General features: G+C 64.6%; 21 protein-coding genes and 1 pseudogene. 7 read left to right on the top strand and 15 right to left on the bottom strand.

Annotated elements, in window-relative coordinates; translation table 11 throughout:
• Positions 1 to 51 precede the first annotated feature (51 nt).
• The 5 genes from ACFVTM_RS17880 to ACFVTM_RS17900 form a co-directional block, all read right to left on the bottom strand.
• Positions 52 to 2,085, bottom strand: coding sequence for an ABC transporter permease (locus ACFVTM_RS17880; protein WP_390205130.1), 2,034 nt, complete (start codon positions 2,083 to 2,085; stop codon positions 52 to 54).
• Complete coding sequence (locus ACFVTM_RS17885; protein WP_390205131.1) at positions 2,085 to 3,119, bottom strand: glycine betaine/L-proline ABC transporter ATP-binding protein; 1,035 nt, start codon at positions 3,117 to 3,119, stop codon at positions 2,085 to 2,087. The genes ACFVTM_RS17880 and ACFVTM_RS17885 overlap by 1 nt, the downstream gene beginning before the upstream one ends.
• A 948-nt stretch (positions 3,120 to 4,067) precedes the next feature.
• Positions 4,068 to 4,211 (bottom strand): hypothetical protein, encoded by a 144-nt coding sequence (locus ACFVTM_RS17890; protein WP_390205133.1) that lies wholly within the window; start codon positions 4,209 to 4,211, stop codon positions 4,068 to 4,070.
• A gap of 189 nt (positions 4,212 to 4,400) precedes the next feature.
• Positions 4,401 to 5,210 (bottom strand): IclR family transcriptional regulator, encoded by an 810-nt coding sequence (locus ACFVTM_RS17895; RefSeq protein ID WP_390205135.1) that lies wholly within the window; start codon positions 5,208 to 5,210, stop codon positions 4,401 to 4,403.
• Positions 5,211 to 5,611: 401 nt separating this feature from the next.
• The gene (locus ACFVTM_RS17900; RefSeq protein ID WP_390205137.1) at positions 5,612 to 5,986 is read right to left on the bottom strand and encodes a hypothetical protein; all 375 of its coding nucleotides are present in this window, start codon (positions 5,984 to 5,986) and stop codon (positions 5,612 to 5,614) included.
• A gap of 515 nt (positions 5,987 to 6,501) precedes the next feature.
• Here ACFVTM_RS17900 and ACFVTM_RS17905 point away from each other — a divergent pair.
• Positions 6,502 to 6,933 (top strand): DUF1801 domain-containing protein, encoded by a 432-nt coding sequence (locus ACFVTM_RS17905; RefSeq protein WP_390205139.1) that lies wholly within the window; start codon positions 6,502 to 6,504, stop codon positions 6,931 to 6,933.
• A 104-nt stretch (positions 6,934 to 7,037) separates the two neighbouring features.
• Here ACFVTM_RS17905 and ACFVTM_RS17910 read toward each other — a convergent pair.
• The 4 genes and pseudogenes from ACFVTM_RS17910 to ACFVTM_RS17925 all read right to left on the bottom strand — a co-directional run.
• A pseudogene (locus ACFVTM_RS17910) lies at positions 7,038 to 7,133 on the bottom strand (recombinase family protein); the annotation flags it as partial.
• Positions 7,134 to 7,290: 157 nt separating this feature from the next.
• Positions 7,291 to 7,668, bottom strand: coding sequence for a hypothetical protein (locus tag ACFVTM_RS17915; RefSeq protein WP_390205141.1), 378 nt, complete (start codon positions 7,666 to 7,668; stop codon positions 7,291 to 7,293).
• 54 nt (positions 7,669 to 7,722) lie between these two features.
• Entirely contained in the window at positions 7,723 to 8,115 is a 393-nt protein-coding gene (locus tag ACFVTM_RS17920; RefSeq protein WP_390205142.1) for a J domain-containing protein, read from the bottom strand.
• A 243-nt stretch (positions 8,116 to 8,358) separates the two neighbouring features.
• Entirely contained in the window at positions 8,359 to 8,787 is a 429-nt protein-coding gene (locus tag ACFVTM_RS17925) for an Hsp20/alpha crystallin family protein (RefSeq protein WP_390205144.1), read from the bottom strand.
• Between the two features lie 137 nt (positions 8,788 to 8,924).
• On the opposite strand from ACFVTM_RS17925, the gene ACFVTM_RS17930 reads away from it, so the two are divergent.
• The gene (locus tag ACFVTM_RS17930; RefSeq protein WP_390205146.1) at positions 8,925 to 9,221 is read left to right on the top strand and encodes a MerR family transcriptional regulator; all 297 of its coding nucleotides are present in this window, start codon (positions 8,925 to 8,927) and stop codon (positions 9,219 to 9,221) included.
• Between the two features lie 27 nt (positions 9,222 to 9,248).
• Here ACFVTM_RS17930 and ACFVTM_RS17935 read toward each other — a convergent pair whose 3' ends face one another.
• Positions 9,249 to 9,992: a GAF and ANTAR domain-containing protein gene (locus ACFVTM_RS17935; RefSeq protein ID WP_390205148.1), complete on the bottom strand. Its 744-nt coding sequence runs from the start codon at positions 9,990 to 9,992 to the stop codon at positions 9,249 to 9,251.
• Between the two features lie 287 nt (positions 9,993 to 10,279).
• Positions 10,280 to 10,738 carry a YybH family protein gene (locus tag ACFVTM_RS17940; protein ID WP_390205150.1) on the bottom strand — a complete coding sequence of 153 codons (459 nt, stop codon included), beginning with the start codon at positions 10,736 to 10,738 and terminating at the stop codon, positions 10,280 to 10,282.
• A gap of 294 nt (positions 10,739 to 11,032) precedes the next feature.
• Between ACFVTM_RS17940 and ACFVTM_RS17945 the strand changes: the two genes are divergently transcribed.
• A complete protein-coding gene (locus ACFVTM_RS17945; protein WP_390205151.1) occupies positions 11,033 to 13,012 on the top strand; it encodes an amino acid transporter in 1,980 nt (659 codons plus the stop codon).
• A 471-nt stretch (positions 13,013 to 13,483) separates the two neighbouring features.
• On the opposite strand, the gene ACFVTM_RS17950 is transcribed toward ACFVTM_RS17945, so the two are convergent.
• Positions 13,484 to 13,723 (bottom strand): hypothetical protein, encoded by a 240-nt coding sequence (locus ACFVTM_RS17950; RefSeq protein ID WP_390205153.1) that lies wholly within the window; start codon positions 13,721 to 13,723, stop codon positions 13,484 to 13,486.
• Positions 13,724 to 14,144: 421 nt separating this feature from the next.
• Here ACFVTM_RS17950 and ACFVTM_RS17955 point away from each other — a divergent pair, with 421 nt between their 5' ends.
• Positions 14,145 to 15,167, top strand: coding sequence for an LLM class flavin-dependent oxidoreductase (locus ACFVTM_RS17955; protein WP_390205155.1), 1,023 nt, complete (start codon positions 14,145 to 14,147; stop codon positions 15,165 to 15,167).
• Positions 15,168 to 15,254: 87 nt separating this feature from the next.
• On the opposite strand, the gene ACFVTM_RS17960 is transcribed toward ACFVTM_RS17955, so the two are convergent.
• Positions 15,255 to 15,818: a DoxX family protein gene (locus tag ACFVTM_RS17960; protein WP_390205156.1), complete on the bottom strand. Its 564-nt coding sequence runs from the start codon at positions 15,816 to 15,818 to the stop codon at positions 15,255 to 15,257.
• Between the two features lie 322 nt (positions 15,819 to 16,140).
• A complete protein-coding gene (locus tag ACFVTM_RS17965; protein WP_390205158.1) occupies positions 16,141 to 16,788 on the bottom strand; it encodes a hypothetical protein in 648 nt (215 codons plus the stop codon).
• Between the two features lie 144 nt (positions 16,789 to 16,932).
• On the opposite strand from ACFVTM_RS17965, the gene ACFVTM_RS17970 reads away from it, so the two are divergent.
• Positions 16,933 to 17,097, top strand: coding sequence for a hypothetical protein (locus tag ACFVTM_RS17970; RefSeq protein WP_390205159.1), 165 nt, complete (start codon positions 16,933 to 16,935; stop codon positions 17,095 to 17,097).
• A 322-nt stretch (positions 17,098 to 17,419) separates the two neighbouring features.
• On the opposite strand, the gene ACFVTM_RS17975 is transcribed toward ACFVTM_RS17970, so the two are convergent.
• Positions 17,420 to 17,902, bottom strand: a complete 483-nt coding sequence (locus ACFVTM_RS17975; RefSeq protein ID WP_390205161.1) for a sensor histidine kinase — start codon at positions 17,900 to 17,902, stop codon at positions 17,420 to 17,422.
• Between the two features lie 641 nt (positions 17,903 to 18,543).
• Here ACFVTM_RS17975 and ACFVTM_RS17980 point away from each other — a divergent pair.
• Positions 18,544 to 19,830: an EAL domain-containing protein gene (locus ACFVTM_RS17980; protein ID WP_390205163.1), complete on the top strand. Its 1,287-nt coding sequence runs from the start codon at positions 18,544 to 18,546 to the stop codon at positions 19,828 to 19,830.
• A gap of 40 nt (positions 19,831 to 19,870) precedes the next feature.
• Positions 19,871 to 20,575, top strand: a complete 705-nt coding sequence (locus ACFVTM_RS17985) for a hypothetical protein (protein ID WP_390205165.1) — start codon at positions 19,871 to 19,873, stop codon at positions 20,573 to 20,575.
• The last annotated feature ends 3 nt before the right edge of the window (positions 20,576 to 20,578 follow it).

Here is a 20,578-nt window from a genome sequence, read left to right on the forward strand (position 1 = left end):
GGAAATGCGGGGGTCCTCCGTGCCGTGCGCGGGCGCAGGGCGGTCATGCGGTTAGGTTGTCGAGGTTTTGGGCGAGGGGATTTTCCGCGCCGGGGTGGCTGCGGCAGCCTGGGTCATCCTGTCCAGCAGGATGCCAAGGAAGACAATGGCAACGCCTGCGGCCAGGCCCTTGCCAAAGAGTGCGCTTTGGACAAAGCCGGCCACGACGTCGTACCCGAGGCCGCCTGCGCCCACAAGCGCACCGACCACCACCATGGCCAGGACATAGATCAGGCCCTGGTTGGCAGCGAGGGCCAGGGTCTGCCTGGCCATCGGCAGCTGGACCTTCGTGATGACCTGCCAGGGAGTGGAGCCACTGGCGACGGCGGCTTCGACCACGGTGGGGGAGATCGCCCCGATGCCGTCAGCCGTGATCTTGATGGCTACGGGGGCGGCGTAGATGATACCGGCGATGATCGCGGTGAAGCGGGTGGCGCCGAAGAGTCCCAGGAACGGGACCAGGTACACAAAGGCCGGCATGGTCTGCCCTGCGTCCAGCATCGGCCGCACGATCTGGTCTACCCGCCCGGACCGGCCCATGGCCACTCCGAAGATGATGCCCAAGACCATGACCACTGCTGTGGCCACCAGGGTTCCGGCCAGCGTGACCATGGAGTCGCTCCAGAGGCCGAGGTAGATGATCACACCCAGGCAGGCCGTGGTCAGGACCGCGAGCTTCCAGCCGCCGAGGGCGTAGGCGGCGATGGCTATGACGGCGACGAGGATGTAGAAGGGAGTGTCCGTGAGCAGGGACTGGAACGGGTTGAGGATCCCCGTGGTGATGGCTTCCCGGAAGGATACGGTGAACAGCGACAGGTTGGCCTGCATCCATTGACTGGCCGAGCTGACGGCCTGGACGATCGCCGGGCCGATGTTGAGCTCTTTCGGGAACGCCGCAGCCCACAGCTGGGTCCGGGAGAACTGCACCATGGCCAGGGCCAGTACCAGGGTGGCGCCGAGGAGGATGTGCCTGGTTCTGCGGGGTACCGCGCGGTTCCGGGCCGCCCCCGGTTCCGCGCGGCGGCTGGCGGCGGTGGTCACCCGGTCCAGCATGATCGCGAGCAGGACGATGGAGAGCCCGGCGTTGACGGCCGTGCCGACGTCCAGCGATTGCAGCGCGCGGACCACCACCTGGCCAAGCCCGGGAGCCGCGATGAGTGCCGCGATGGTGACCATGGACAGGGCCGCCATGGTGCTCTGGTTGATTCCCATGACGATGGTCCGGCGGGCCATGGGCAACTGCAGGGTGAGGAGCCGTTGCAGGCCTGTCGTGCCTAGCGAATCGGAGGCTTCGCGGGTGTTCTCCGGGATGCCCCGGATGCCGTGCGCCGTCAGCCGGATCACGGGCGGTGCCGCGTAGATGACGGTGGCGATGACGGCCGATGCCGGGCCGATGAGGAAGATCAGGGCAAGCGGGGCCAGGTACACGAACGTGGGCAGCGTCTGCATGAAGTCCAGCACCGGCGTGATCACCTTGGCGACCCGGCCGTAGATGCCGGCCAGGACACCCAGCGGGATACCGACCAGCAGGGTCAGCAGCACGGCGGTGAGCACCAGGGCGAACGTGTACGTGGCCTCGAGAAACAGGCCCTGGAAGCCGAAGAACATAAAGACGGCCACGCTGAGCAGCGCGACCCGGGCGTTGCCGATCGCGAACGCGATCCAGCCCAGCAGCCCCACGGTTCCTAGCCAGCCGATCTCCGGCAGGCGCAGGCCCGTAGAACTTGCGGCGAAGAGGGTGATGAACAAGCTGGCGACGGCGTCGACGGCGGCACGCAGGGGCGTGAAAACGTAGAGGAAGACAGGGTTGTCCTCCCGGTTGGCTGCCACCCAGGCGTTGAACTGGTTCAGGGACCGGTGCAGGTCCGTCAGCTCTGAGGCAGGCAAGGCCAGGGTGGAGGTTCCGTGCAGGACGAGGAATCCGAGGATCCAGACGGCGGCGGCGCCTCCCAGCAGGAGGGTGCGCCGCCTGGGCCTGCGGCGGGGTTCACGGGCGGGCGTGGGGGCGGCCTGCGCCGTGGCCCGATCCCGGACGAGGGTAGACATCAGGCCGCTGCTTCCGCGGGCTGCAGCACCGAAAGGATGCTGTCGCGGTCGATCTGCCCCGTGATCCTGCCGCCATCTTCCACCAGGACGGGGCAGGAGGAGTCCATGACCGCCGCGATGGCATCCCGGATGATCATCCCGGAGCTGAGGACCGGCGCGTCGCCCGGTGTTCCGGCCGCAACGGGGCGGGTGATCCACTTCAGGGTCAGGACGTCCGCGCGGGGGACTTCGGACACGAAGTCTTCAATGTACTTGTCCGCCGGGGACCCCACCAGTTCGTCACCGGTGCCGCACTGTACCGTCTCGCCGTTGCGCATGATCAGGATGCGGTCTCCGAGCTTGAGCGCCTCGGAGAGATCGTGGGTCACGAACACCATGGTCTTGCCCATTTCCTTATGCAGCCGGATGACTTCGGCCTGCATATCCCGGCGGATGAGCGGATCCAGAGCGGAGAAGGGCTCATCGAAGAGTATGGTGTCCGGATCGCCGGCCAAAGCCCGCCCCAGGCCGACGCGCTGCTGCATTCCTCCGGACAACTGGTCCGGGTAATGCTGTTCGTAGCCTTTGAGGCCAACCAGTTCGATGATTTCACGGGCCCTGGCGTAGCGTTCGTTCTTGGCAGTCCCGCGGATCTGCAGACCGTAGGAGACGTTGTCCAGCACGGTGCGATGGGGGAGGAGGCCGAAATGCTGGAACACCATGGACATCTTCCGCCGGCGCAGTTCGCGGAGCTCGGCAACGCCGGCCTGCAGGACGTCCTTGCCGTCCACCAGGACTTGCCCGGAAGTGGGCTCGATCAGCCGGGTCAGGCAGCGGATCAGGGTGGATTTGCCGGATCCGGAAAGTCCCATGACCACGAAGACCTCGCCCTTGGCGACGTCGAAACTCAGGTTGCGGACGGCGGTCACGCAGCCGGTTCGCTCCAGCAGTTCCGCGGAGTTGAGGGCCGAGAGTTGTGGATTGCCGGGGATCTTGTCACCCCCGGGGCCGAAGACCTTCCAAAGGTTGCGCACTGAGATATCGGGTCTTTTCATTGCTGTACTCCTGCCTGTGGAGGCTTGAACCAGTGGCTGGGTCTGGGGTTGATGTTTTCGTTCGTCATGAGGTACATCTCCTTGGGCGTGGTCTGGGAGTCATTTCGAAGGGCCGGCAACGGTGAGGACGAACTGCGTCCCCCGAATGCCCGGACAATGTCCATGACTGCCCGGCGGGGGACCGTGGAACGGGTCCGTTCCTGCAGCTTGTTGCTCAGTTGTGGCCTCAAGAGTTCCGCCTCTTAGCTTGGAATGGAGTACTGCCTGGTGGAGCTAGGCGTCGCCGTTGATCTCAGGCAGCCATGCATCCTGATGAGTGCAGGTGTCGTCGAGAGCGAACTGCTCGCGATCCTCTGGGTGGAAGACGTTGACCCATGGGGTCGAGTCGAGAAGGAGGGCGTTTCCGCGGGCCGGTACCGTGAGCGGGCACGCAGTGTGCCGATAAACCTCCCTCCCACTTAACGGGCTCAGCGCTTTCCACCGGTTGTGTCATCACCAACTTGGATCACCATACGCAACAGAGTGATGTACGCCACCACCATTGTCAAGGATTCCGCCCGCACTAAATCTGACCCCGTGACAGCCCTGTCGCACCGCGTTTGCGGCACGTCTCTCGTATGCAGATTTTGCTATCGCGTGATGCGCAACTTGTTGTTGCATCTTCAGAAAGTCTCATCCTGATTGGCATAAGGAACGGGGGCCCTATGACTGGCCGCATGGTGAATGTCTCCGCCCTGCGGACTTTGGAATCGCGCAGGATGCGGGCCCCGATCGGGTAGGGGAGACTAGGCCCGTCGTCGTGGAGGCCGGCTTCGTCGGCCCCTGAGGTTGCAGCCCCCGCCCGCGCCCGCTCGGGGGCCCATCCGGTGAGGAGATGGCTGTGACCTTGGCCGCGTTACATGGAATTAACGGGGCGGAGCTGATTTGTGACGCTACCATCGAGTCCTATTACGCGGAGGGGGCCTGGACAGGCGGCTCCGCCTCGATCGCGGAGGCTCTGTGCCTGCCGACGTCGTCCTGGTGGCCACCGGTGCCGTGCCCGACATGGTCCAGCGGCTGCTCCGGCCTCGCGGGGCCGGCGAAGGGGTCCAAGATCTACGCCAAAAGCGAGTCTTGGTCCAGAGAGAGCACCGCATCGCCTTCCACGACTCGATCCGGGAGGAGGTGGACGCATCACGCCAGTTCGATCGCTGTCTGTGCTGACAGGCTGTCGAACTTAGTTCAGCAGCCCAATCCGGCGGAAGCAGCTAACCCGCCGGAACTGTGCACCGAGTGGGCTGGCTACCGAAGGGTGTAGCCCATTTTGGCACTTATCCGCAGCCCTGCCTGCTTCAGTGCTTCGAGAAGTCCCGGCGTCGTTTCGGGATCGAAGCGGAAGGACGGCCCGGAAATGCTTATTGCACCGACCACCGTTCCGGTGTGGTTGTAGACCGGCGCCGCTGCGGCGTTCAATCCGATCTCGATTTCATCCTTCGTCACTGCGTATCCGTTGCGTGAGACGTCGAGAAGCTGGTTTTCCAGTTTGTCGCGGCTGGTGATCGTCCGCGGCGTCCTTGCAGGCAGCCCTGTTTCCTCTAATATCCTGCCCCGTTCGTCGGCTGGAAGGGCTGCGAGTAGTACCTTTCCACTGGAGGTGGCATGCAGCGGCGTCAGGCTACCCACCCAGTCGTAGATGGCAAGCATTGAAGGTCCCATGGCCTGGTCGACGTTGACGGCAAAGTTGGAACGGAGCACGGCAAGGTTCACCGTCTCCTTGTATTCCTCGGCCAGGCTTTCCAGAACCGGACGGGCTTCATAGACCAGGCTCAGCCTTCCGGGGATGGAGCTTGCGAGCCGCAGGATGCCGAAGCCCAGCTGGTACTTGCCCCGTCCACTGTTCTGCTGGACCATGTCCCTGCTCGCGAGAGATGCCAGCAGCCGGAAGACCGTCGATTTGTGGAGGTGAATCTCCTCCGCTATCTCGCTTACGCCGGCATGGCCGTCCCTTGCCAGGATTTCCAAGACTGCAAGTGCGCGGTCAACGGACTGGACGCCCCCTTGCTGGCCTCTGTCTGCTTCAAAAGCAAGTTCGGCATCATTGTTCGAAGGCATGCTGCATTCTCTCGAGTAGTTTCGTGGTCCGCAGCTTCATCGGCGCGGGATGCATATCAGGTTCGGGAGTTGGGACTCATATACCAGTTGTAGTCCTATAAGATACCACCGAGCGTCTTTCTTCGTAAGCGTCCAATGCGGCCTTCGCACAAGGAGTTGTCTGACGCCGCTGCCAAAGGATTTCAGGGGGACGGGATCCATCCATACGCGGGGAAACGTGAACGTCACACGGCATCAAGGCCGTGACCGGCAGAATCGGTGTGATCGCCGCCTAATGCCTGTGACGGGCGCCGTCGGAGACGGAACGGGCTCGGCGAGTGGCTGAAGCCGCAGAACACCTCCGGCAGTCGACCGGTGAAGTACTCACCGTGCGTCACCGGTAGATCAGAGAAGGGGCCGGATCATCCGAGTGGACGCTGTCCGTCAACATCGCCATAAGCGGAACCAGTGAGGGTCTCAACAACTGCTAGTTGGCCGGTTGTGTCAGGAAGGCCGGGGAATTGAACCGTCTGGGTATCGACGGCTGCCTCCGACGGCAGGCCTGCCGAACGCATCCGAAGAAGAGCGACGGCGGAAATCAGGAACCACGCTATATTCGTGACCACGGAAGGCCACGCTTCGTGGAATGCGCCGTTGACAATGAAGGCACAAGCACCGACGAGGTTTGCGGTCTGGAAGCGCTTGCCCGCCCTCACCCAGCCCATGGAGACAGCCAGATACGCACTTAGGATCGCAGCCGCCCCTGCCCAACCTGCGATTTCCCACAGCAGTTCCATGGTGTCCTTTCAGGAATGCGTTCCCGTCTTGCTGTCTGCCGTGCGGGGTGGTGGTGGATGTCTTGAGGAGTTTACTTGCGTTCGAGGCGGCTTTCGAATGGATCAAGCATTATTGACTGATCCTTCGACGCCGACATCGGATCTTTATTTGCCGCGCCAGGGGGCATCTTATGCTGCGGCCGGCATTCCGATCCGGAAGACTGCTCGCGCAGAACACGAAAGAGCCGTACCCCGGCCTGGGAAGTTCGGTGGCAATGCTCTGAACCGGCCGAATGGTGCGTGTGTACATGCGGATCGTCCGGATGGCGTGGGGCGTCCTTTGGGCTAGAGCATGGGGGCTGCGCTCGGGCTTCCTTTCTGGTGACGCCCAGGAATGATGCTGTCCGCGACCAGCAGGGAGATTGGAGAGTGGGAAGCCGGAAAGCCGTCCACGGCCAAGACTGGGCAGAGCGATGTCACCAGCCCGCTGCCGGTAGCCATGACGGGCAGGGCGAGTCCTGCGAACGCGGCGGTCGGTGACAAGCCGGTTTTTGCGTATGTTGCCAGCCTGCCGCAGCCGCAGCCGCAGCCGCAGCGGCATCGCTGAAGCGGTCGATGCGCTGGCGGCAAAAGCGCTGCCGGGCCTGAGGCGCTCGGTGAAGTGGGGCACGGCCTACTACGGCGTAGGGGATGGGTGGTGCTTTAGCTGCGGCGGCTGTGTCGGCCACGTCAAGCTCATGTTCATCAGTGGCGTGGCGCTGGAGCCTGTGCCGCCGGTGACACCGGTCGGGATGGGTAAGCCGACGCGGGGTGTGGAGCTCGGATCAATTGCCGACGTCGACGAACGCCAGATCGCTGAATGGATGAAACAAGTCGCGTCCGTGCCGGGTGTCGGGGCAAGAAGCGTTGAACCCAGGGTGAGACCCAAATCTGTCAGGACAAAAGATGCAGGCGCCGCTTCTGGGTGACATGACCTTCGGCTTGGTTCTTGCCTTCATTTCCTAGGAGTCATGGCCTGTCGGCCTCCGAATGCTCGGGCGGCCTGCCCTGGATTGCGTCGATTGTGCCAGAAGCTTTCGCGGCATGGCGGTGGAGGCGGCCTTCTACCGCCCTTGGCCTTGGCGACCTGCATGCCTTCGCGGGTGCGGGCGCGGATGAGGTCGGATTTGACCAGCAGGGTGTCGTCGGCACGGACAGCGGGAAGGCTTTGGGTGTGTGTCAGGAGCGTTGCGGCAGGTGCCGCCGAGAGCGTCATGGGGGCCCGGGCGGTCACGAAAGCAACGCGTTCCGGCGTGGCTCAACGTCCAGTAGGGCCCGTGCCGGGTCTAGGGCCGGGTTCCGTAGATGAATTCCTTGGCGTGGCTGACGGCCTTTCTGAACGCGTCGTTGCGCAGGGTGATCTGGTCATCTGTGTCTGTGGTGCCCGGTTCGGTGTAGGCGGTGAGGCCGGGGTGGAGCACCCAGATGTCTCCGGCGGGCGGGAGGTAGAAGACGCCGAAGGAGCGGTGACGGGGGTCGTCGGCCCAGATGGGGACGACGGCGACGGCGGCGCCGGTGTCCGGGTTGATCCATTGGGCCCGGGGCAGGGGGTGTTCGTGGACTTCGGGGTCCAGGAACGGGGCCGTTCCCTTGCCCCAGCGTTGTTCGAAGCGTTCGTAGAACGCCGGCATCAGATGGGCATCGTAGGGGTGCCAGGCACTCATGGGGGTTTCCTTGTCCGGGTCGGGTTTTTGTCAGTGGCGGCGCCCGGGGGCTGGTCAGAACCGGATCCACCACAGGACCTGCCGTCCCGGGGCCGGTGTGCCCGGTGTCGGGCTTTCGCACCGGAGCGGGCCGATGATCAGGTCGGGGCCGGAAAGTCCCGGCTCCCGCGGCGGCGCTGGCTGGGGCGTCGTCGGCCGTTGCCGGTCGTAGGCGGCCCGCTTGGCCGGGTCGCCGAGGACGGCGTAGGCATCCATGATCTCCTGCAGCTCCTGCCGCTCCTGCCGCTCTTGCGCTGTGGAGTCCGGGCCGGCGGGAACGGCGCCCGCGGGACGGGTGTCGGGATGACGGGTCCGCACCATGGCCCGGTATGCCCGGCCTACCTCGCGGGCCGTCGCCGCACGGCCCAGGTGGAGAACCTCGTAGGGATCGGGGCTGCGTCCTTTCATGGTCCGGACTCCCGTCGGCTCGGCTGTTCCGGTCCGCCCAGGCGCCCCGGCGGGGCGGGAGGCGGGGGTGTGCGGGTGGTCCCCGGCCCGGAGGCCGGGGACCACCGTGCGGGAGGCGCCGTCGGGGCCGCTTTTCGCTGCGCAACTGGCGCGGTGGCGTGGCTGCTCTGCATCGCCCTTTACTTACTGGCGGCCGGTCCCGGTGCTCCCGGTCCTGCGGGCCTGACCTTCCCCAGGGGTGGGTCAGGCGGCGTTGATTGCCTGTGGCTCGTTTTTCTCGGAGGTGATCTCGATGCGGCGCGGCTTGGCCTTTTCGGCCACGGGGATCCGCAGCGTCAGGACCCCGGCGTCGTAGCTGGCCTTCACCGCGTCGGTGTCCAGGGCGTCACCGAGGATGAGCTGGCGGCTGAAGACACCCCGGGGACGTTCGGCCGCGATCAACTCGGTGTCTTCACCTTTCGGGTCCTTGCGCTCGGCCCGGACCGTGAGGACGTTGCGTTCGACGTCGATGTCCACCGAGTCCGCGGCGACTCCGGGCAGGTCGAAAGCGACGACGAATTCCTCGCCCTCCCGCCACGCGTCCATGGGCATGGCCGCGGGCCGGGCCGTGGTGCCGAGGACCTGCTGGGCGAGCCGGTCAAGCTCGCGGAACGGGTCGGTGCGCATCAGCATGGTCTTCTCACTCCTTGCAGTCGATTTCTTCTCATTTCACCCGGCCACTTATGTGTCGTGGCTGGTATAGATTTTTTATAGCACCGGGTGCGAAACTGGTGCAAGAGGTTTTTCAGGGTTTTTCAAGGAGGGCCGGGATGGAGCGGAACACCGGGCGAAGCGCGGCGGTGTATGCCATTTCCGTGGCGGCGGAGCTGGTCGGGACCGGGCAGCAGAACCTGCGCCTGTATGAGCGCCGGGGCCTGCTGGAACCGGGCCGGACGGCCGGCGGGACCCGCCGGTACAGCGAACAGGACCTGGACACCCTGCGCAGGATCAGCGAGCTGCTCGATGACGGCCTGAACCTGGCCGGCATCCGCCTCGTCCTGGAACTTGAAGCGGCCAACCGGCGCCTCCAACACGAACTCGCGGCCGCCCGGACGCGGCGGCGCTGAGCCACCCAGCACCTCGGCCGTGTGTCCCTAAGCGTCGAAGTGCGTCCGGACTCTCGGGTCCTGCGATATTGACGCGACCACGGATGCGGCGATGTCCCGGAGTTTGACGTTCCGGGTGCTGGAAGCGATCCCCAGGATCTTCATGGCCGTCTCCTGGCTGCACCGGTTTTGCGCCATGATGGCACCGCACGCCAGGTCGATGGTGGTCCGGGATTCCATAGCTGCCATGAGGTGGGCTTTCGCCTCGGCCAGCTGGCTGATCCGCACGGCCAGGCGAAGCGCTTTGGACGCATGGTAGGAATACGTTTCGACCATGCCGATGTCATCACCGGAGAAACCATGGGACCGGGTGGAGTACAGGTTAAGGCCGGCCTCCGCTTCCCCCTCAAGGATCAGCGGGACGGAGAGACTGGAACCGACGCCCGCCTCCAGCGCGGCCGCCGTGTAGGCGGGCCAGCGGTGTTCGTTTTTCAGATCAGCAACATGCACGACGACCTGCTGGCGGATCGCCGACAGACAGGGCCCATCGCCGGAACTGTATTGGGTTTCATCGAGCCGGACGGCGCGTTCTTCGCTGCTGGCCACCGTCACTGGTCTCTTCCGCTGAATCAGCGTGATGCTGCAGAAGGCGATGGCCGGGTCGGCCAGGGTGACGGCTGAGAACTCGGCGAGTTCGTCCAACATCGCTTTTACGCCCTCGGTTTTCAGGACAAGATCCTGCAGGTGGTCGACGAGGCGTTCCGGAAACAGTAGGCGTATGTCGTCGGCCATGGCTGGGCTCGTTCCTCATTGGGCCCTGACAACGACCCTTGACGGGGGCACCGGAGGACGGCGAAGCAGCGCGTGCGGCTGTCCTTCGAGTATCCTCTGCTTCCGCTGCAAGAACCAGCAGGTCCCGCTACAGCCGCCCGGGAACATCGGAACCGGTCCGCCACCCGGGCCTTGGCGGAGCTCGGACCACTATCCGCTCTGGTGCGGGTTCCTGCCTGCATGACGTGCCCCCGGCGGGCCTGCCGGGCATCGGAAGCCCAGCAGGGAAAGCTCCTTGCCCCGTGGGTCTACGTGTCGGGACTTGCTGTGTCCGCGTGGCGGTGGGCGACTTTCCATTGGCCGCCTTCGCGGCGATATATCTGCGTGGCCCGCAGCGTGAAAGTGCGCGGTTCACCGTCCACCGACGTGGAAATATGTTCCAGGCCGGCTGTGTAGGCCATGTCGCCCACGACGTCCCAGACCTGCAGCTCGAAGTCGTAGGACGTGCAGTCGGAGAAACTCTCTCCCAGCTCGGTGAAGAGCCGGTCCAGCTCGTCGAGCCCATGGGCGTTGCGCCACGCTCCCAGAACGCTTACCGGTTCGTTTCGGGACCATATCCCGCGGCGTGGGCCGGGGTCACCGTTATGCAATGCCAGCTCCGCTTCGTGCAGTTCGGACTTGACCCAGTCCAGGAAGTCGTCGCGGAAGCTCATGCCTTTAGTATGCTCCTGGACCTGCGAGGTGTTCCGGATCAGATGCACTCGCATCGGCGGTTTCCTCGGTGAATTCTCGGCGCGGGCACAGTTACTCATCGCAGAAGAACCTCCGCGCGATGGGCAGCCGGCCTCGGCGGTGGCATCGACACTGACCCTTCGCTGCCCGAAGGCCAGGACCTCAGTATCGATGACTCGGTAGTCGGGCAGGTTGAAGATGGCGGTGGCAGCATCCGAGCGTGGGGAAGTAGTCCCTGGACTCCTGGTCGTACGGCGGCAGCTATGTTGCGGACGGCGTTTGTGGGATGTTGGAGCCGTGGACCCAGTAGTGGAATGGGGAAGAGGCACATGAGCGGTACAGGTCGTGAGGCCATTCCGGCGGAAGTCAGGAGGCAGGGACCGGAGACGGGGACCAGTAGCAGGTTGACTAAATGGCTGCTGGAGGACCGGGTCCAGCCCGTCGTCGGACCCGAAGCCCATGAGGACCAGGGCCGCCCCCAGGCCTGGTGGAAAGTCATGTGCCTGACAGGGGTGGACTACTTCTCCACACTGTCCTACCTTCCGGCGATAGCTGCCTTGGCGGCCGGGGCGTTGTCACCGCTCGCCACGCTGCTGATCGTGGCCCTCACTCTCCTGGGTATGCTGCCCATGTATCGCAGGGTCGCCGAAGAGAGCCCCCACGGACAGGGCTCGGTGGCGATGCTGGAAGATCTCCTGCCGTTCTGGCGGGGAAAAATCTTCGTCCTGATCCTGCTCGGGTTCGTAGCCACCTCCTGGATCATCACCATCACCCTCTCTTCGGCAGACGCCACGGTCCACATGCTGGAAAATCCGTACCTGCCCGGTTTTCTGCACGGTCAGGCCGTGGCAATCACGGTGGCGCTGCTGTTGATTTTGGGCGGTGTCTTCCTTCTCGGCTTCAGCGAGGCCGTAGTAGTTGCCATCCCCCTGGTGGCCGTGTTCCTGCTCCTGAACGCCGTCGTCATCGGTGCCGGAGTGATCAGGGTGGTCAATGACCCTGCCGCCCTGGCGGCCTGGACCGGGGACCTGTCCGCACTGGGTGGCCCCGGAGCCATCCTGGGACCGGCGCTGATTGCCTTCCCGCTGCTCGTCCTTGGGCTGTCCGGCTTCGAGACCGGCGTTAGCATGATGCCGCTGGTCGCGGCCCAAGGCAAGACCCCTGAGGAACGCCTCGCCTCCCGGATCAAGAACACCCGTAAGCTGCTGACAGCAGCGGCGGCCATCATGAGCGTGTACCTCCTTGGCAGCAGTTTCGTCACCACGGTGCTGATCCCCGCACAAGAGTTTGAGCCCGGAGGCCAGGCCAACGGACGCGCCCTGGCGTATCTCGCCCACGAGATGCTGGGCAGCACCTTCGGGACCGTCTATGACGTCAGCAGTATCCTGATCCTCTGGTTCGCCGGTGCCTCTGCCATGGCAGGGCTGATCAACATCGTTCCGCGTTACCTTCCCTCTTACGGTATGGCCCCCGAATGGGGCCGGGCGGTCCGGCCCGTGGTGCTCGTCTATACGGCCGTCTGCATTCTGATCACCATTGCCTTCCAAGCCGACGTCAACGCGCAGGCCGGTGCATACGCCACCGGGGTCCTGGCCATGATGGTCTCCGGCTCAGTCGCCGTGACCATCTCCGCCCACCGGCGCCGGCAACGCCGGGCAACCTTGGCCTTCGCGCTGCTTTGCCTGATCCTGCTCTATGCGTTGGTCGCCAACATCATTGAAAAGCCCGACGGACTCACCATCTCCGCCTTCTTCATCCTCGGCATTGTGGCTATTTCCCTGGTCTCCCGCGTCGCACGGACGACCGAGCTCCGGGCCGACGTGATCCGGTTCGATGACAATGCCCGACGCTTCATCGCGGACTCTCTGGACTACGACGGCGCGCTGGACCTGATCGCCAACCGCCGCCAGACCGGTGACGTGCAGGAATACGCGGAGAAGGAACGGGAACAGCGCGGCCAGAACGCAGTTCCCGGAACCGCGGACATCATCTTTGTCGAGATCGACATCATCGATCCGTCTAACTTCGGTGGCGCGCTCGACGTCAAAGGGGTCGAAGTGAACGGTTTCCGGATATTGCGCGCCGAAAGCCCGGCTGCGCCCAACGCCATCGCCGCCATACTCCTGGCACTGCGGGACACCACAGGGGTCATTCCGCACGCCTATTTCGAGTGGTCGGAAGGCAGCCCTTTGGCCCACCTGATGCGCTACCTCCTCCTGGGCCGCGGCGACACGCCGCCCGTGGTGCGCGAGATCCTGCGGAAGCACGAACCCGACCCGGCCCGCAGACCACGCATCCACGTCGGCTGACCCCGCCCGGCGACAGCCATAAGCGTCGCTCCATTAGTGGAAGGGCCCCTGTTCGCGGAGGCGTCCCTCTGACATTGTCTGATCGATGGCCGTACGGGACGGTTTGTTTAATGCAACCGTGAACTGTTCCGGACCTGTCCTGGTGACCAGGACGCCGAGGCTGCCTTCCGAGCTGGCCAAGTGCTCAGGTGACTGGGCGCAGCCTTTTCGAGAGCGTGACGTCCGGGTGCTGGCGCTGCGACGGCCGCGGGCGCTCGTTCGTCGGTTCCGGCGCCTGTATGTGCCTCGGCTGGTGCGTGGGGGAAAGGCACTCCCCAAGAGGAACAGGCTCCAGAGATCGGCTCATCGATCATGATGTTCCCCTTCTTTGAAGCGTGTGGCGAGGCATGGGATTGGCTCCCCGGCCTGGCCGAAGCCTGAGGCAGGGCGTGTCCAGGGCGTTCTCGTATCTGGGGCGGTCGGGCATGTGGGCTAAGTACGTCTATTGCTGTATCGGCGTCGCTCCCTCGCGCAGTCTGACGCGGCGCCCGGAATGCCTGTCAGGGTGGAGGGCGACCCGTCGTCTGCCTCGAGATCGAGGTGGACCAGGTGGTGGCGGCGGTGTTTGGCCACGACGGCGAAGCTGGAGTCGGCCAGTCGCAGGGTTTGTCCTTCGAGGACTTCGCGGAGCCTGCGTTCAGTGAAGGTTGAGGGCAGGGCGGGCTCGATCATGGTGTTCCATACCTTTCGGGGGGCGAATTTGTGGCAGTGCCGCTTCGTTCCCACGCCCTGCCCTCGCGGCGGGATTCCGGCAGGTACGGTTTGAGGACCCCTGAGATCCGGGTTTGGAGGAAGTGTCTGCAACCCTCAGGCGGGTGTCGCGGCGATGCGCCGCCGAGGACGGAGTGCAACAAACTGCCGGACGCCGATGGCGCCTCTGAAGCTTTATTGCAATAGACCAGCAAAGTTTTTTAAGCAAAGTCTTCTATCTGCGGCGCCAAAGGCATTGGCCGGCCCAGGACTGGTGAGGGAATGACAGAAGCTCCCCGCAAGCGTCGCTGTGAGTTCCAGAGGCGGCCCGTGCCGCGGGAGGGGGTGCGAGGCTGAGGCCCCGCGGGGAATAAGAAGCCCCGCCACCATGTTGGTTTCTTGTGTGAAAAACATCGGATTCCTGTCCTTCGGCCATTGGACCGACCACCCGGAGTCCGGCACGCGCAACGCATCGGACGCGCTGTTGCAGGCGATCGATCTCGCGGTCGCGGCCGAGGAGCTGGGGGCGAACGGCGCCTACTTCCGCGTCCACCACTTCGCGCAGCAATACGCCTCCCCGTTCCCGCTGCTCGCTGCGATCGGGGCACGGACAAGCCGCATCGAGATCGGTACCGGCGTGATCGACATGCGCTACGAGAACCCGCTCTACATGGCGGAGGACGCCGGCGCGGCCGACCTGATCTCGGGCGGCCGGCTGCAGCTGGGCATCAGTAGGGGTTCACCCGAGCAGGTCATCGACGGATGGCGTCACTTCGGCTTCGCCCCCGCCGAGGGCGAGTCGGACGCCGACATGGGTCGCAGGCACACCGAGCGTCTGCTCGAGGTGCTCACGGGCGAGGGCTTCGCAGCGCCGAGCCCCCGCCCGATGTTCCCGAACCCTCCGGGCCTGCTGCGCGTCGAGCCGCACTCGGAGGGCCTGCGCGAGCGCATCTGGTGGGGTTCCGGCTCGAACGCCACGGCCCTCTGGGCGGCGAAGCTCGGCATGAACCTGCAGAGCTCCACGCTCAAGGATGACGAGAGCGGCAAGCCGTTCCACGTCCAGCAGGCCGAGCAGATCGAGCTCTACCGGCAGGCCTGGAAGGAGGCGGGGCACGAGCGGGAGCCGCGCGTCTCGGTCAGCCGCAGCATCTTCGCACTGACGGACGAGCGCGACTGGCAATACTTCGGCCGCGACCGCCACAGCTCCGACCAGGTGGGCAACATCGACGAGAAAACGCGCGCGGTCTTTGGCCGGTCCTACGCGGGTGCCCCGGACGAGCTGGCCGCAAAGCTGGCCGAGGACGAGGCGATAGCCACGGCAGACACCCTACTGCTCACGGTCCCGAACCAGCTCGGTGTCGACTACAACGCCCACGTCATCGAGTCGGTCCTGAAGTATGTGGCGCCGCAGCTCGGCTGGCGCTGACTTCGCGTGGCAGATTCCCCCAGGAGACTGCTGAATAAGTGGCTTGGTTGGCCAATGCATGGGTGGCTAAGGCGTGTCGGGATGGGCTTAGCCTTCCTCCACCGGGGTTCCGGAATCCGGTGCCACCGTGTCGTTGGCCAGGGCTTTACGCCGGCGGTAGATCTGGATCCCGATGGCTACCGGTATCACGGCTAAGGCAGCCGCCCGCATCCAGGGCCGGTCCAGGACATGACCGGTGAGCGAGTCAAGGGAGAAGGGTCCGGGCCCTCCGATGGTGAACGATGCTGCCGCCAGGCCCAGCACTGCGGGGTACTCAAGGCCGCCCTCTGTGGCGAAGAAGCCGTTAGGGGCATGGACGCTGGCCGCGACGCCCATCGTGGTGGCAGCGGCGGCGCCGGCGGCCGGAGTGGCCAGTCCCAGAGCCAGGGCAACACCGGCTCCTGCTTCACCCACGCCTGCGAGGATGGCACTGGGTTTTGCTGGGCGAAAGCCCATAGCGTGCATGCCCTTGCTGGTGCCTTCGATTCCTCCTCCGCCGAACCACCCGAAGAGTTTCTGGGATCCGTGAGCGATGAGCACGCCTCCGAGGGCGACCCGGAACAGGGTCTGTGCGGCGGCGGCAGCCTCAGGGCTGGTCGATGCATGACTCATAGGGGTCCTCCTTGGATAGGCCGTGGCGCTGCGCCGGCCGGCGCTCCTTGTCCAGCACGATTCTACGTCGGCGGGACGAGCCGGTCACGGGAAGGAACCTTTAGGAAGATTCCTCACCCGCGGCAGGCGGTAACAGGATTCACAGGTACTGCAAGAAAACGTGCAGGTTGAAGCGACACCGGCGGTGGGCAGGGTTGAAGCAATGGGCATCCGGTCCACGGCGATCAGTAACGCTGTCCAAATCCGTCGTTTGTGAGAGCCACGATTCAGATGTGGCCTGTTTCAGGCATGACAAAGCCCGTGCCGGCGACTCCTCCCGGGCTCAGCCGCGCGGCGCCGGCAAATCGAGGTTCCAGTGGCGCGAGACCATCAGCAGCCACCCGGTGTCGTCCTCGTCGTGGCCAAGGCCTGCGGGTCCAGGAGTGATGTAGAACCGCGAGACGACGCGCTGCGAGCCTTCGGCGTCTCCATAGAGCACGTCGACGGTGAAGCCCTCGCCGGCGGCTCCCTTCATGGCGTTACGGTAGTCGGCCGACTCCGGGTCCCGGATGGCGACCTGGCAGAAACCGGCGTCGTTGGACGGCACATAGATGTCGCGTGTCAGCCGGTGGAACTCCTCGACTGGTGCCAGCGGAGCCCTGGCGTCCGGTGGCAGATGCCAGCCGTGCAGGATCGCCACCCCTGCGCCGGCGTTACGCAAAGACATCACCAGGTACACGGTGTTGTCAGCGATCTCGAGGGCAGCGTGGCCACCCCGCACGACCATCCACTTGCCTTCCATAAACCGCACCTTCTGCGGGGCATCCGACCAGTTGGAAGGCAGAAGGATGGGGCGCAAACCGTTCAGCAGTGCGCGCTCGGCCAGCCGCGCCGACCGGTTCGCTGACCTCGTGGAGATGAACGTCGCGACGGCGAGCACCGTCGTACCGAGAGCGGTGCCGAGGTTGGAGAGGAGAAGCCAGTCGACCATAGGCAACATTCAACGCCATCCCCAGCCTCGCCAGCAATCGACGCCGGACGCCTGCAGGAACGGTAAAAATCATGCGTCGAAAACTTTCCTGAAACCCCGACCGTGCACTCTGTGAGCATGGGACGCCTCGGAAGGGACACAATCATGACCGCAATTAGAAAGAGCATTGTCAGCTCCTGCGAAGAGTTGGCTGTGGGGGATGAAATCGGTGCCCGGTACAAGGGAGTTCTGGTTCACCGGGGAGGGGCCACAGAAATTGCCCCGGACCACGGGCTGTTCTGGATCGTGGATGACCTCGGGGGCGGGTGACGGCTGCTGGACATGGCGGAACTGGAGATCGCCCTTGTCCAAAGCCCGGGCTTGCCCGATGCCGCGGGCACGGAATCGGGTGTGGCCTGAACGGTCGCGGCGGCGGTCCGGTCCCATGGCCTATGCGATCACACGTGGGCCTTTGTTCAGCAGACACGTGCCCAAAACCCTGCGCCGTACCTGGCCCCGCCGAATACGGTAGGTGTGGCCCCGTTGAGGCCGAGGCGCTGATTAACGCCCGGAACTCTACGGTCCCCGGCGGTGGTCCTGAACACGCCAGCCCGGCTGCCGGTCCCTGGCGGAAAAGCGGTGCAGCGGACCGTTAGTCCAGAGGCAGTGTTATCGTCACGCAGGTTCCCGCGGCGGCGGACGAATTGATGATCATCTCGCCGCCAGCGAGGACGACGGCCACTTGCATGAGGCGCAGTCCCATGCCGGTGTGCCGACCAACCATGGCGGCCGGCACATCGAAACCACGGCCGTCGTCGACCACTTTGAGCTGTACGCCGTGGCTCATGCCACGAGTGAGACAGCCCAGCCGGACCGTCACATCTGATGCCTGGGCGAACTTGTAGACGTTGCTGAGGAGCTCCTGCGCCGCTCGGTACAGAAGCGTCGCGGTTTGCCGGTCTACTTCCATCCTGTGGTGCGGAGTCTCCAGATGCACCACAGTTCCGCTCTCGCGGAGGGGAAGCGTCAAGCGGTCAATTGCACCGATCACCCCAAGGGCATGGAAGTCGACCGGGTGTGTATCGGTGAGGACGCCACGTACGGCGACGACTTCGTCGCTTAGCAGTGATTTCATACTCTTACAGTGCGCTTGTGTGGTTGGCATTTTCTTGTGCCGCGCCGAGGCCATTGAACCTTGATTCTGCAGGCCACACGGAGAGGCTTTGGCAGGTGCTACATTCGCGAAACTGGCGTTTGTCCGCAGGTGAGATTGGGGTCGACCGATCACTCAACCGGGTCCTTGCATACTTTGCCCTGACCACAGCAATTAATTCCTCTGCGCTGGACTATCCCTCTATAGGCGGCCACTATTTCCATTTGGATCGCGACGAAGGTGTGCTGCAGCTTTAGCGCAGTTTTCAATTACGAAGGACGTTCCTTGCTAGCTTGGATCTAGACGGTGGGGACGGACCCGGGACAGCGACTCTTCCGTCGCAGGCCAGGCCTGCACTGGCGGCTGCCCTCGGCGGCCATCGCCGCCTGTCTGGTCATCGCTCGCTCCCGGCGGGTGGCTCATTGGCGGCAGGTGTCGAAGCAGGTCATCGATTGCCGGGGACGGACGGGACCCGGTTGCGGTCGGCGCGAAAACGCTGGCTGCCGGAGTATGTTTACCAACGAAAGAGGGGGATGGCCGTGGTTGAAGGGAAAAGGGGTACGCCTCGGGCGCGGGGCCGGGATGTACTGGCGTGCTTTCTGGCCGTCCAGGCGGTATTCGCCATGACGGCCGGTGCGGTCCTCATTCTGGACCCCGTGGTCACCGCCCATCCAGGGCTCCAGTTACTGCTGGGCTCATTGATCACGATGCCCATTCTCATAGCCGGCCTCCTGGCCCTGCGGTTCCACAGGTGCCACCGCGCAGAGCGAGCCGGCGCCCGCGATGCCGCCCAGCTGATGGACACCGTCCTGACCACCAGCCACGAATGGTTGTGGGCACTGGACGCCCAGGGAAATTTCACCTTCTCCAGCCCCACCAGTACCGATCTCACCGGCTATCACCCCTCGGAACTGGTCGGGAAACACTTCAGCATCGTTGTCGATGTCGAGCACGTTCCGGAGGCGATCAGGTCACTGCTCCACGCGCCTGCGGTTGAGGGTCGCGCCCGCGGCATCGTCCGCTGCCGGCACCGGGACGGGAGCACGGTCTGGATCGAATCCTCCGCACACAACCGCTCCGTAAGGGTCGGGCAGCCGCCCGGTCTGGAGGGAACCAGCCGGAGGGTTCCCGTGGAAACAGCCCGGGAAGCATCCACCGCCCTCAGCCGGACCCGGATCAGGGCAGTGATCGACGGGAACAAGCTGCTGACGGCCTTCCAGCCGATCCACAACCTGGCCGCAGGACACATCATCGGCGCCGAAGCACTGACCCGGTTCCTCAGCGAAGACGGTCCCGAATGCTGGTTCAATGAAGCCGCCGCGGTGGGACTCTCGGAAGACCTCGAAATCGCCGCGCTGGAGACAGCCCTAAAGGCGGCACAGGGGCTGCCGCCAAGCATGTATGTGGCGCTGAATGTCTCCCCGTCCACCTGCCTGGACCCAAGACTGCCGGGAATTCTGGAACGGTCCGGCCTCGCCTTGCAGCGGGTCGTCCTGGAACTGACGGAGAGGCTCGAAGTGGAGGAATATCGTCCCCTCATCTCGGCCCTGGAACCGCTGCGCCGCCGCGGCCTGCGTATCGCCATCGACGACGCCGGCTCGGGTTTCGCCTCCATGCGGCATGTACTGCACATCCGGCCCGACATCATCAAACTGGACCGCACCCTCATTACAGGCATCCACGACGACGAAGGCCGGCAAGCATTCGGCGCCGCAATGGCGGAGTTTGCACGCCGGCTCGGCGCCACCCTTGTCGCGGAAGGCATCGAAACCGAGGCGGAACTGGCCGCTGTCACCGAACTAGGGATGACAGCCGGCCAGGGTTACCTCCTCGGACGCCCGACGATCGATGAACACGAATGGGAGAACTGGCGGTTGCAGACATGGGCTCCTTCCGGCCGGTTCAACTAAACCCGGTCACACTGGCTGGAGAAGGAGGATCAAGAAATCGATGACTGATGCGGCTCCCCACACAGTTCGTTGGACGCTCCTGGCCGGCAAAGATGAGGCACTGGCCCTTCTGGGCGTCGCCGCACGGAAGAACGGCTTCAGGCCGTTACACGAAGCGCCCGGCCTCATCCTCGAGATTCCGAGGTCGTTGCGCAAGAGGAGGCCGGCGTGCCGCCTGCCCGGAGCCGTGACGGAGACGGAACGGGGCACCGAAATCCACTGGACCTGCGGAGAGGACACGCACCGAGCATATGAACACCTGCTCGGCGTGGAAGAGGCCCTGCCGGATGGAAAAATGTACTACCACGGGATGGACGAAGCTTCCGCGGTATCAGGCGTGGTCTTGGAGGGACGGCAGGCGTTCCGCAGCGTGGTCCGCAACCTTGGCGGCGACGAATGGGTGCTCGCTGTCGCCCAAGGGAAGTTGGCCTCCGAAGCGGGCATCGTGGCACTGACGGACCAGCGTCTTCTGTTCGTGAAGGGTGACGTCCTCGGCACTCCGCGTCTCGACGCTCCCCTCGACTCGATCGGTGGGCTCGTCCTGGGCAAGAAAAGCAGCGGCGAAACCCTGCGGATAGGGGCCGGCCCAGCCACTGTCATCATCTCGCAAATGGGCCACGGTGAGGGTCACGGCATCACGGCAAAATTCAGGGAACGCATGAAAGAGGGCGCCCGCACGACCCCGATCTTCCCCACACAGGGATAACCG

It is taken from the genome of Arthrobacter sp. NPDC058130 (genome assembly GCF_042884475.1).
GTDB lineage: Bacteria > Actinomycetota > Actinomycetes > Actinomycetales > Micrococcaceae > Arthrobacter.

Bases quoted from the DNA above. Each gene is read 5' to 3' on its own strand.
- ACFVTM_RS17880 (WP_390205130.1), bottom strand. From the start codon at position 2,085: ATGTCTACCCTCGTCCGGGATCGGGCCACGGCGCAGGCCGCCCCCACG.
- ACFVTM_RS17885 (WP_390205131.1), bottom strand. From the start codon at position 3,119: ATGAAAAGACCCGATATCTCAGTGCGCAACCTTTGGAAGGTCTTCGGC.
- ACFVTM_RS17895 (WP_390205135.1), bottom strand. From the start codon at position 5,210: ATGCCTTCGAACAATGATGCCGAACTTGCTTTTGAAGCAGACAGAGGC.
- ACFVTM_RS17900 (WP_390205137.1), bottom strand. From the start codon at position 5,986: ATGGAACTGCTGTGGGAAATCGCAGGTTGGGCAGGGGCGGCTGCGATC.
- ACFVTM_RS17915 (WP_390205141.1), bottom strand. From the start codon at position 7,668: ATGAGTGCCTGGCACCCCTACGATGCCCATCTGATGCCGGCGTTCTAC.
- ACFVTM_RS17920 (WP_390205142.1), bottom strand. From the start codon at position 8,115: ATGAAAGGACGCAGCCCCGATCCCTACGAGGTTCTCCACCTGGGCCGT.
- ACFVTM_RS17925 (WP_390205144.1), bottom strand. From the start codon at position 8,787: ATGCTGATGCGCACCGACCCGTTCCGCGAGCTTGACCGGCTCGCCCAG.
- ACFVTM_RS17930 (WP_390205146.1), top strand. From the start codon at position 8,925: ATGGAGCGGAACACCGGGCGAAGCGCGGCGGTGTATGCCATTTCCGTG.
- ACFVTM_RS17935 (WP_390205148.1), bottom strand. From the start codon at position 9,992: ATGGCCGACGACATACGCCTACTGTTTCCGGAACGCCTCGTCGACCAC.
- ACFVTM_RS17940 (WP_390205150.1), bottom strand. From the start codon at position 10,738: ATGCGAGTGCATCTGATCCGGAACACCTCGCAGGTCCAGGAGCATACT.
- ACFVTM_RS17945 (WP_390205151.1), top strand. From the start codon at position 11,033: ATGAGCGGTACAGGTCGTGAGGCCATTCCGGCGGAAGTCAGGAGGCAG.
- ACFVTM_RS17950 (WP_390205153.1), bottom strand. From the start codon at position 13,723: ATGATCGAGCCCGCCCTGCCCTCAACCTTCACTGAACGCAGGCTCCGC.
- ACFVTM_RS17960 (WP_390205156.1), bottom strand. From the start codon at position 15,818: ATGAGTCATGCATCGACCAGCCCTGAGGCTGCCGCCGCCGCACAGACC.
- ACFVTM_RS17965 (WP_390205158.1), bottom strand. From the start codon at position 16,788: ATGGTCGACTGGCTTCTCCTCTCCAACCTCGGCACCGCTCTCGGTACG.
- ACFVTM_RS17970 (WP_390205159.1), top strand. From the start codon at position 16,933: ATGACCGCAATTAGAAAGAGCATTGTCAGCTCCTGCGAAGAGTTGGCT.
- ACFVTM_RS17975 (WP_390205161.1), bottom strand. From the start codon at position 17,902: ATGAAATCACTGCTAAGCGACGAAGTCGTCGCCGTACGTGGCGTCCTC.
- ACFVTM_RS17980 (WP_390205163.1), top strand. From the start codon at position 18,544: ATGACGGCCGGTGCGGTCCTCATTCTGGACCCCGTGGTCACCGCCCAT.
- ACFVTM_RS17985 (WP_390205165.1), top strand. From the start codon at position 19,871: ATGACTGATGCGGCTCCCCACACAGTTCGTTGGACGCTCCTGGCCGGC.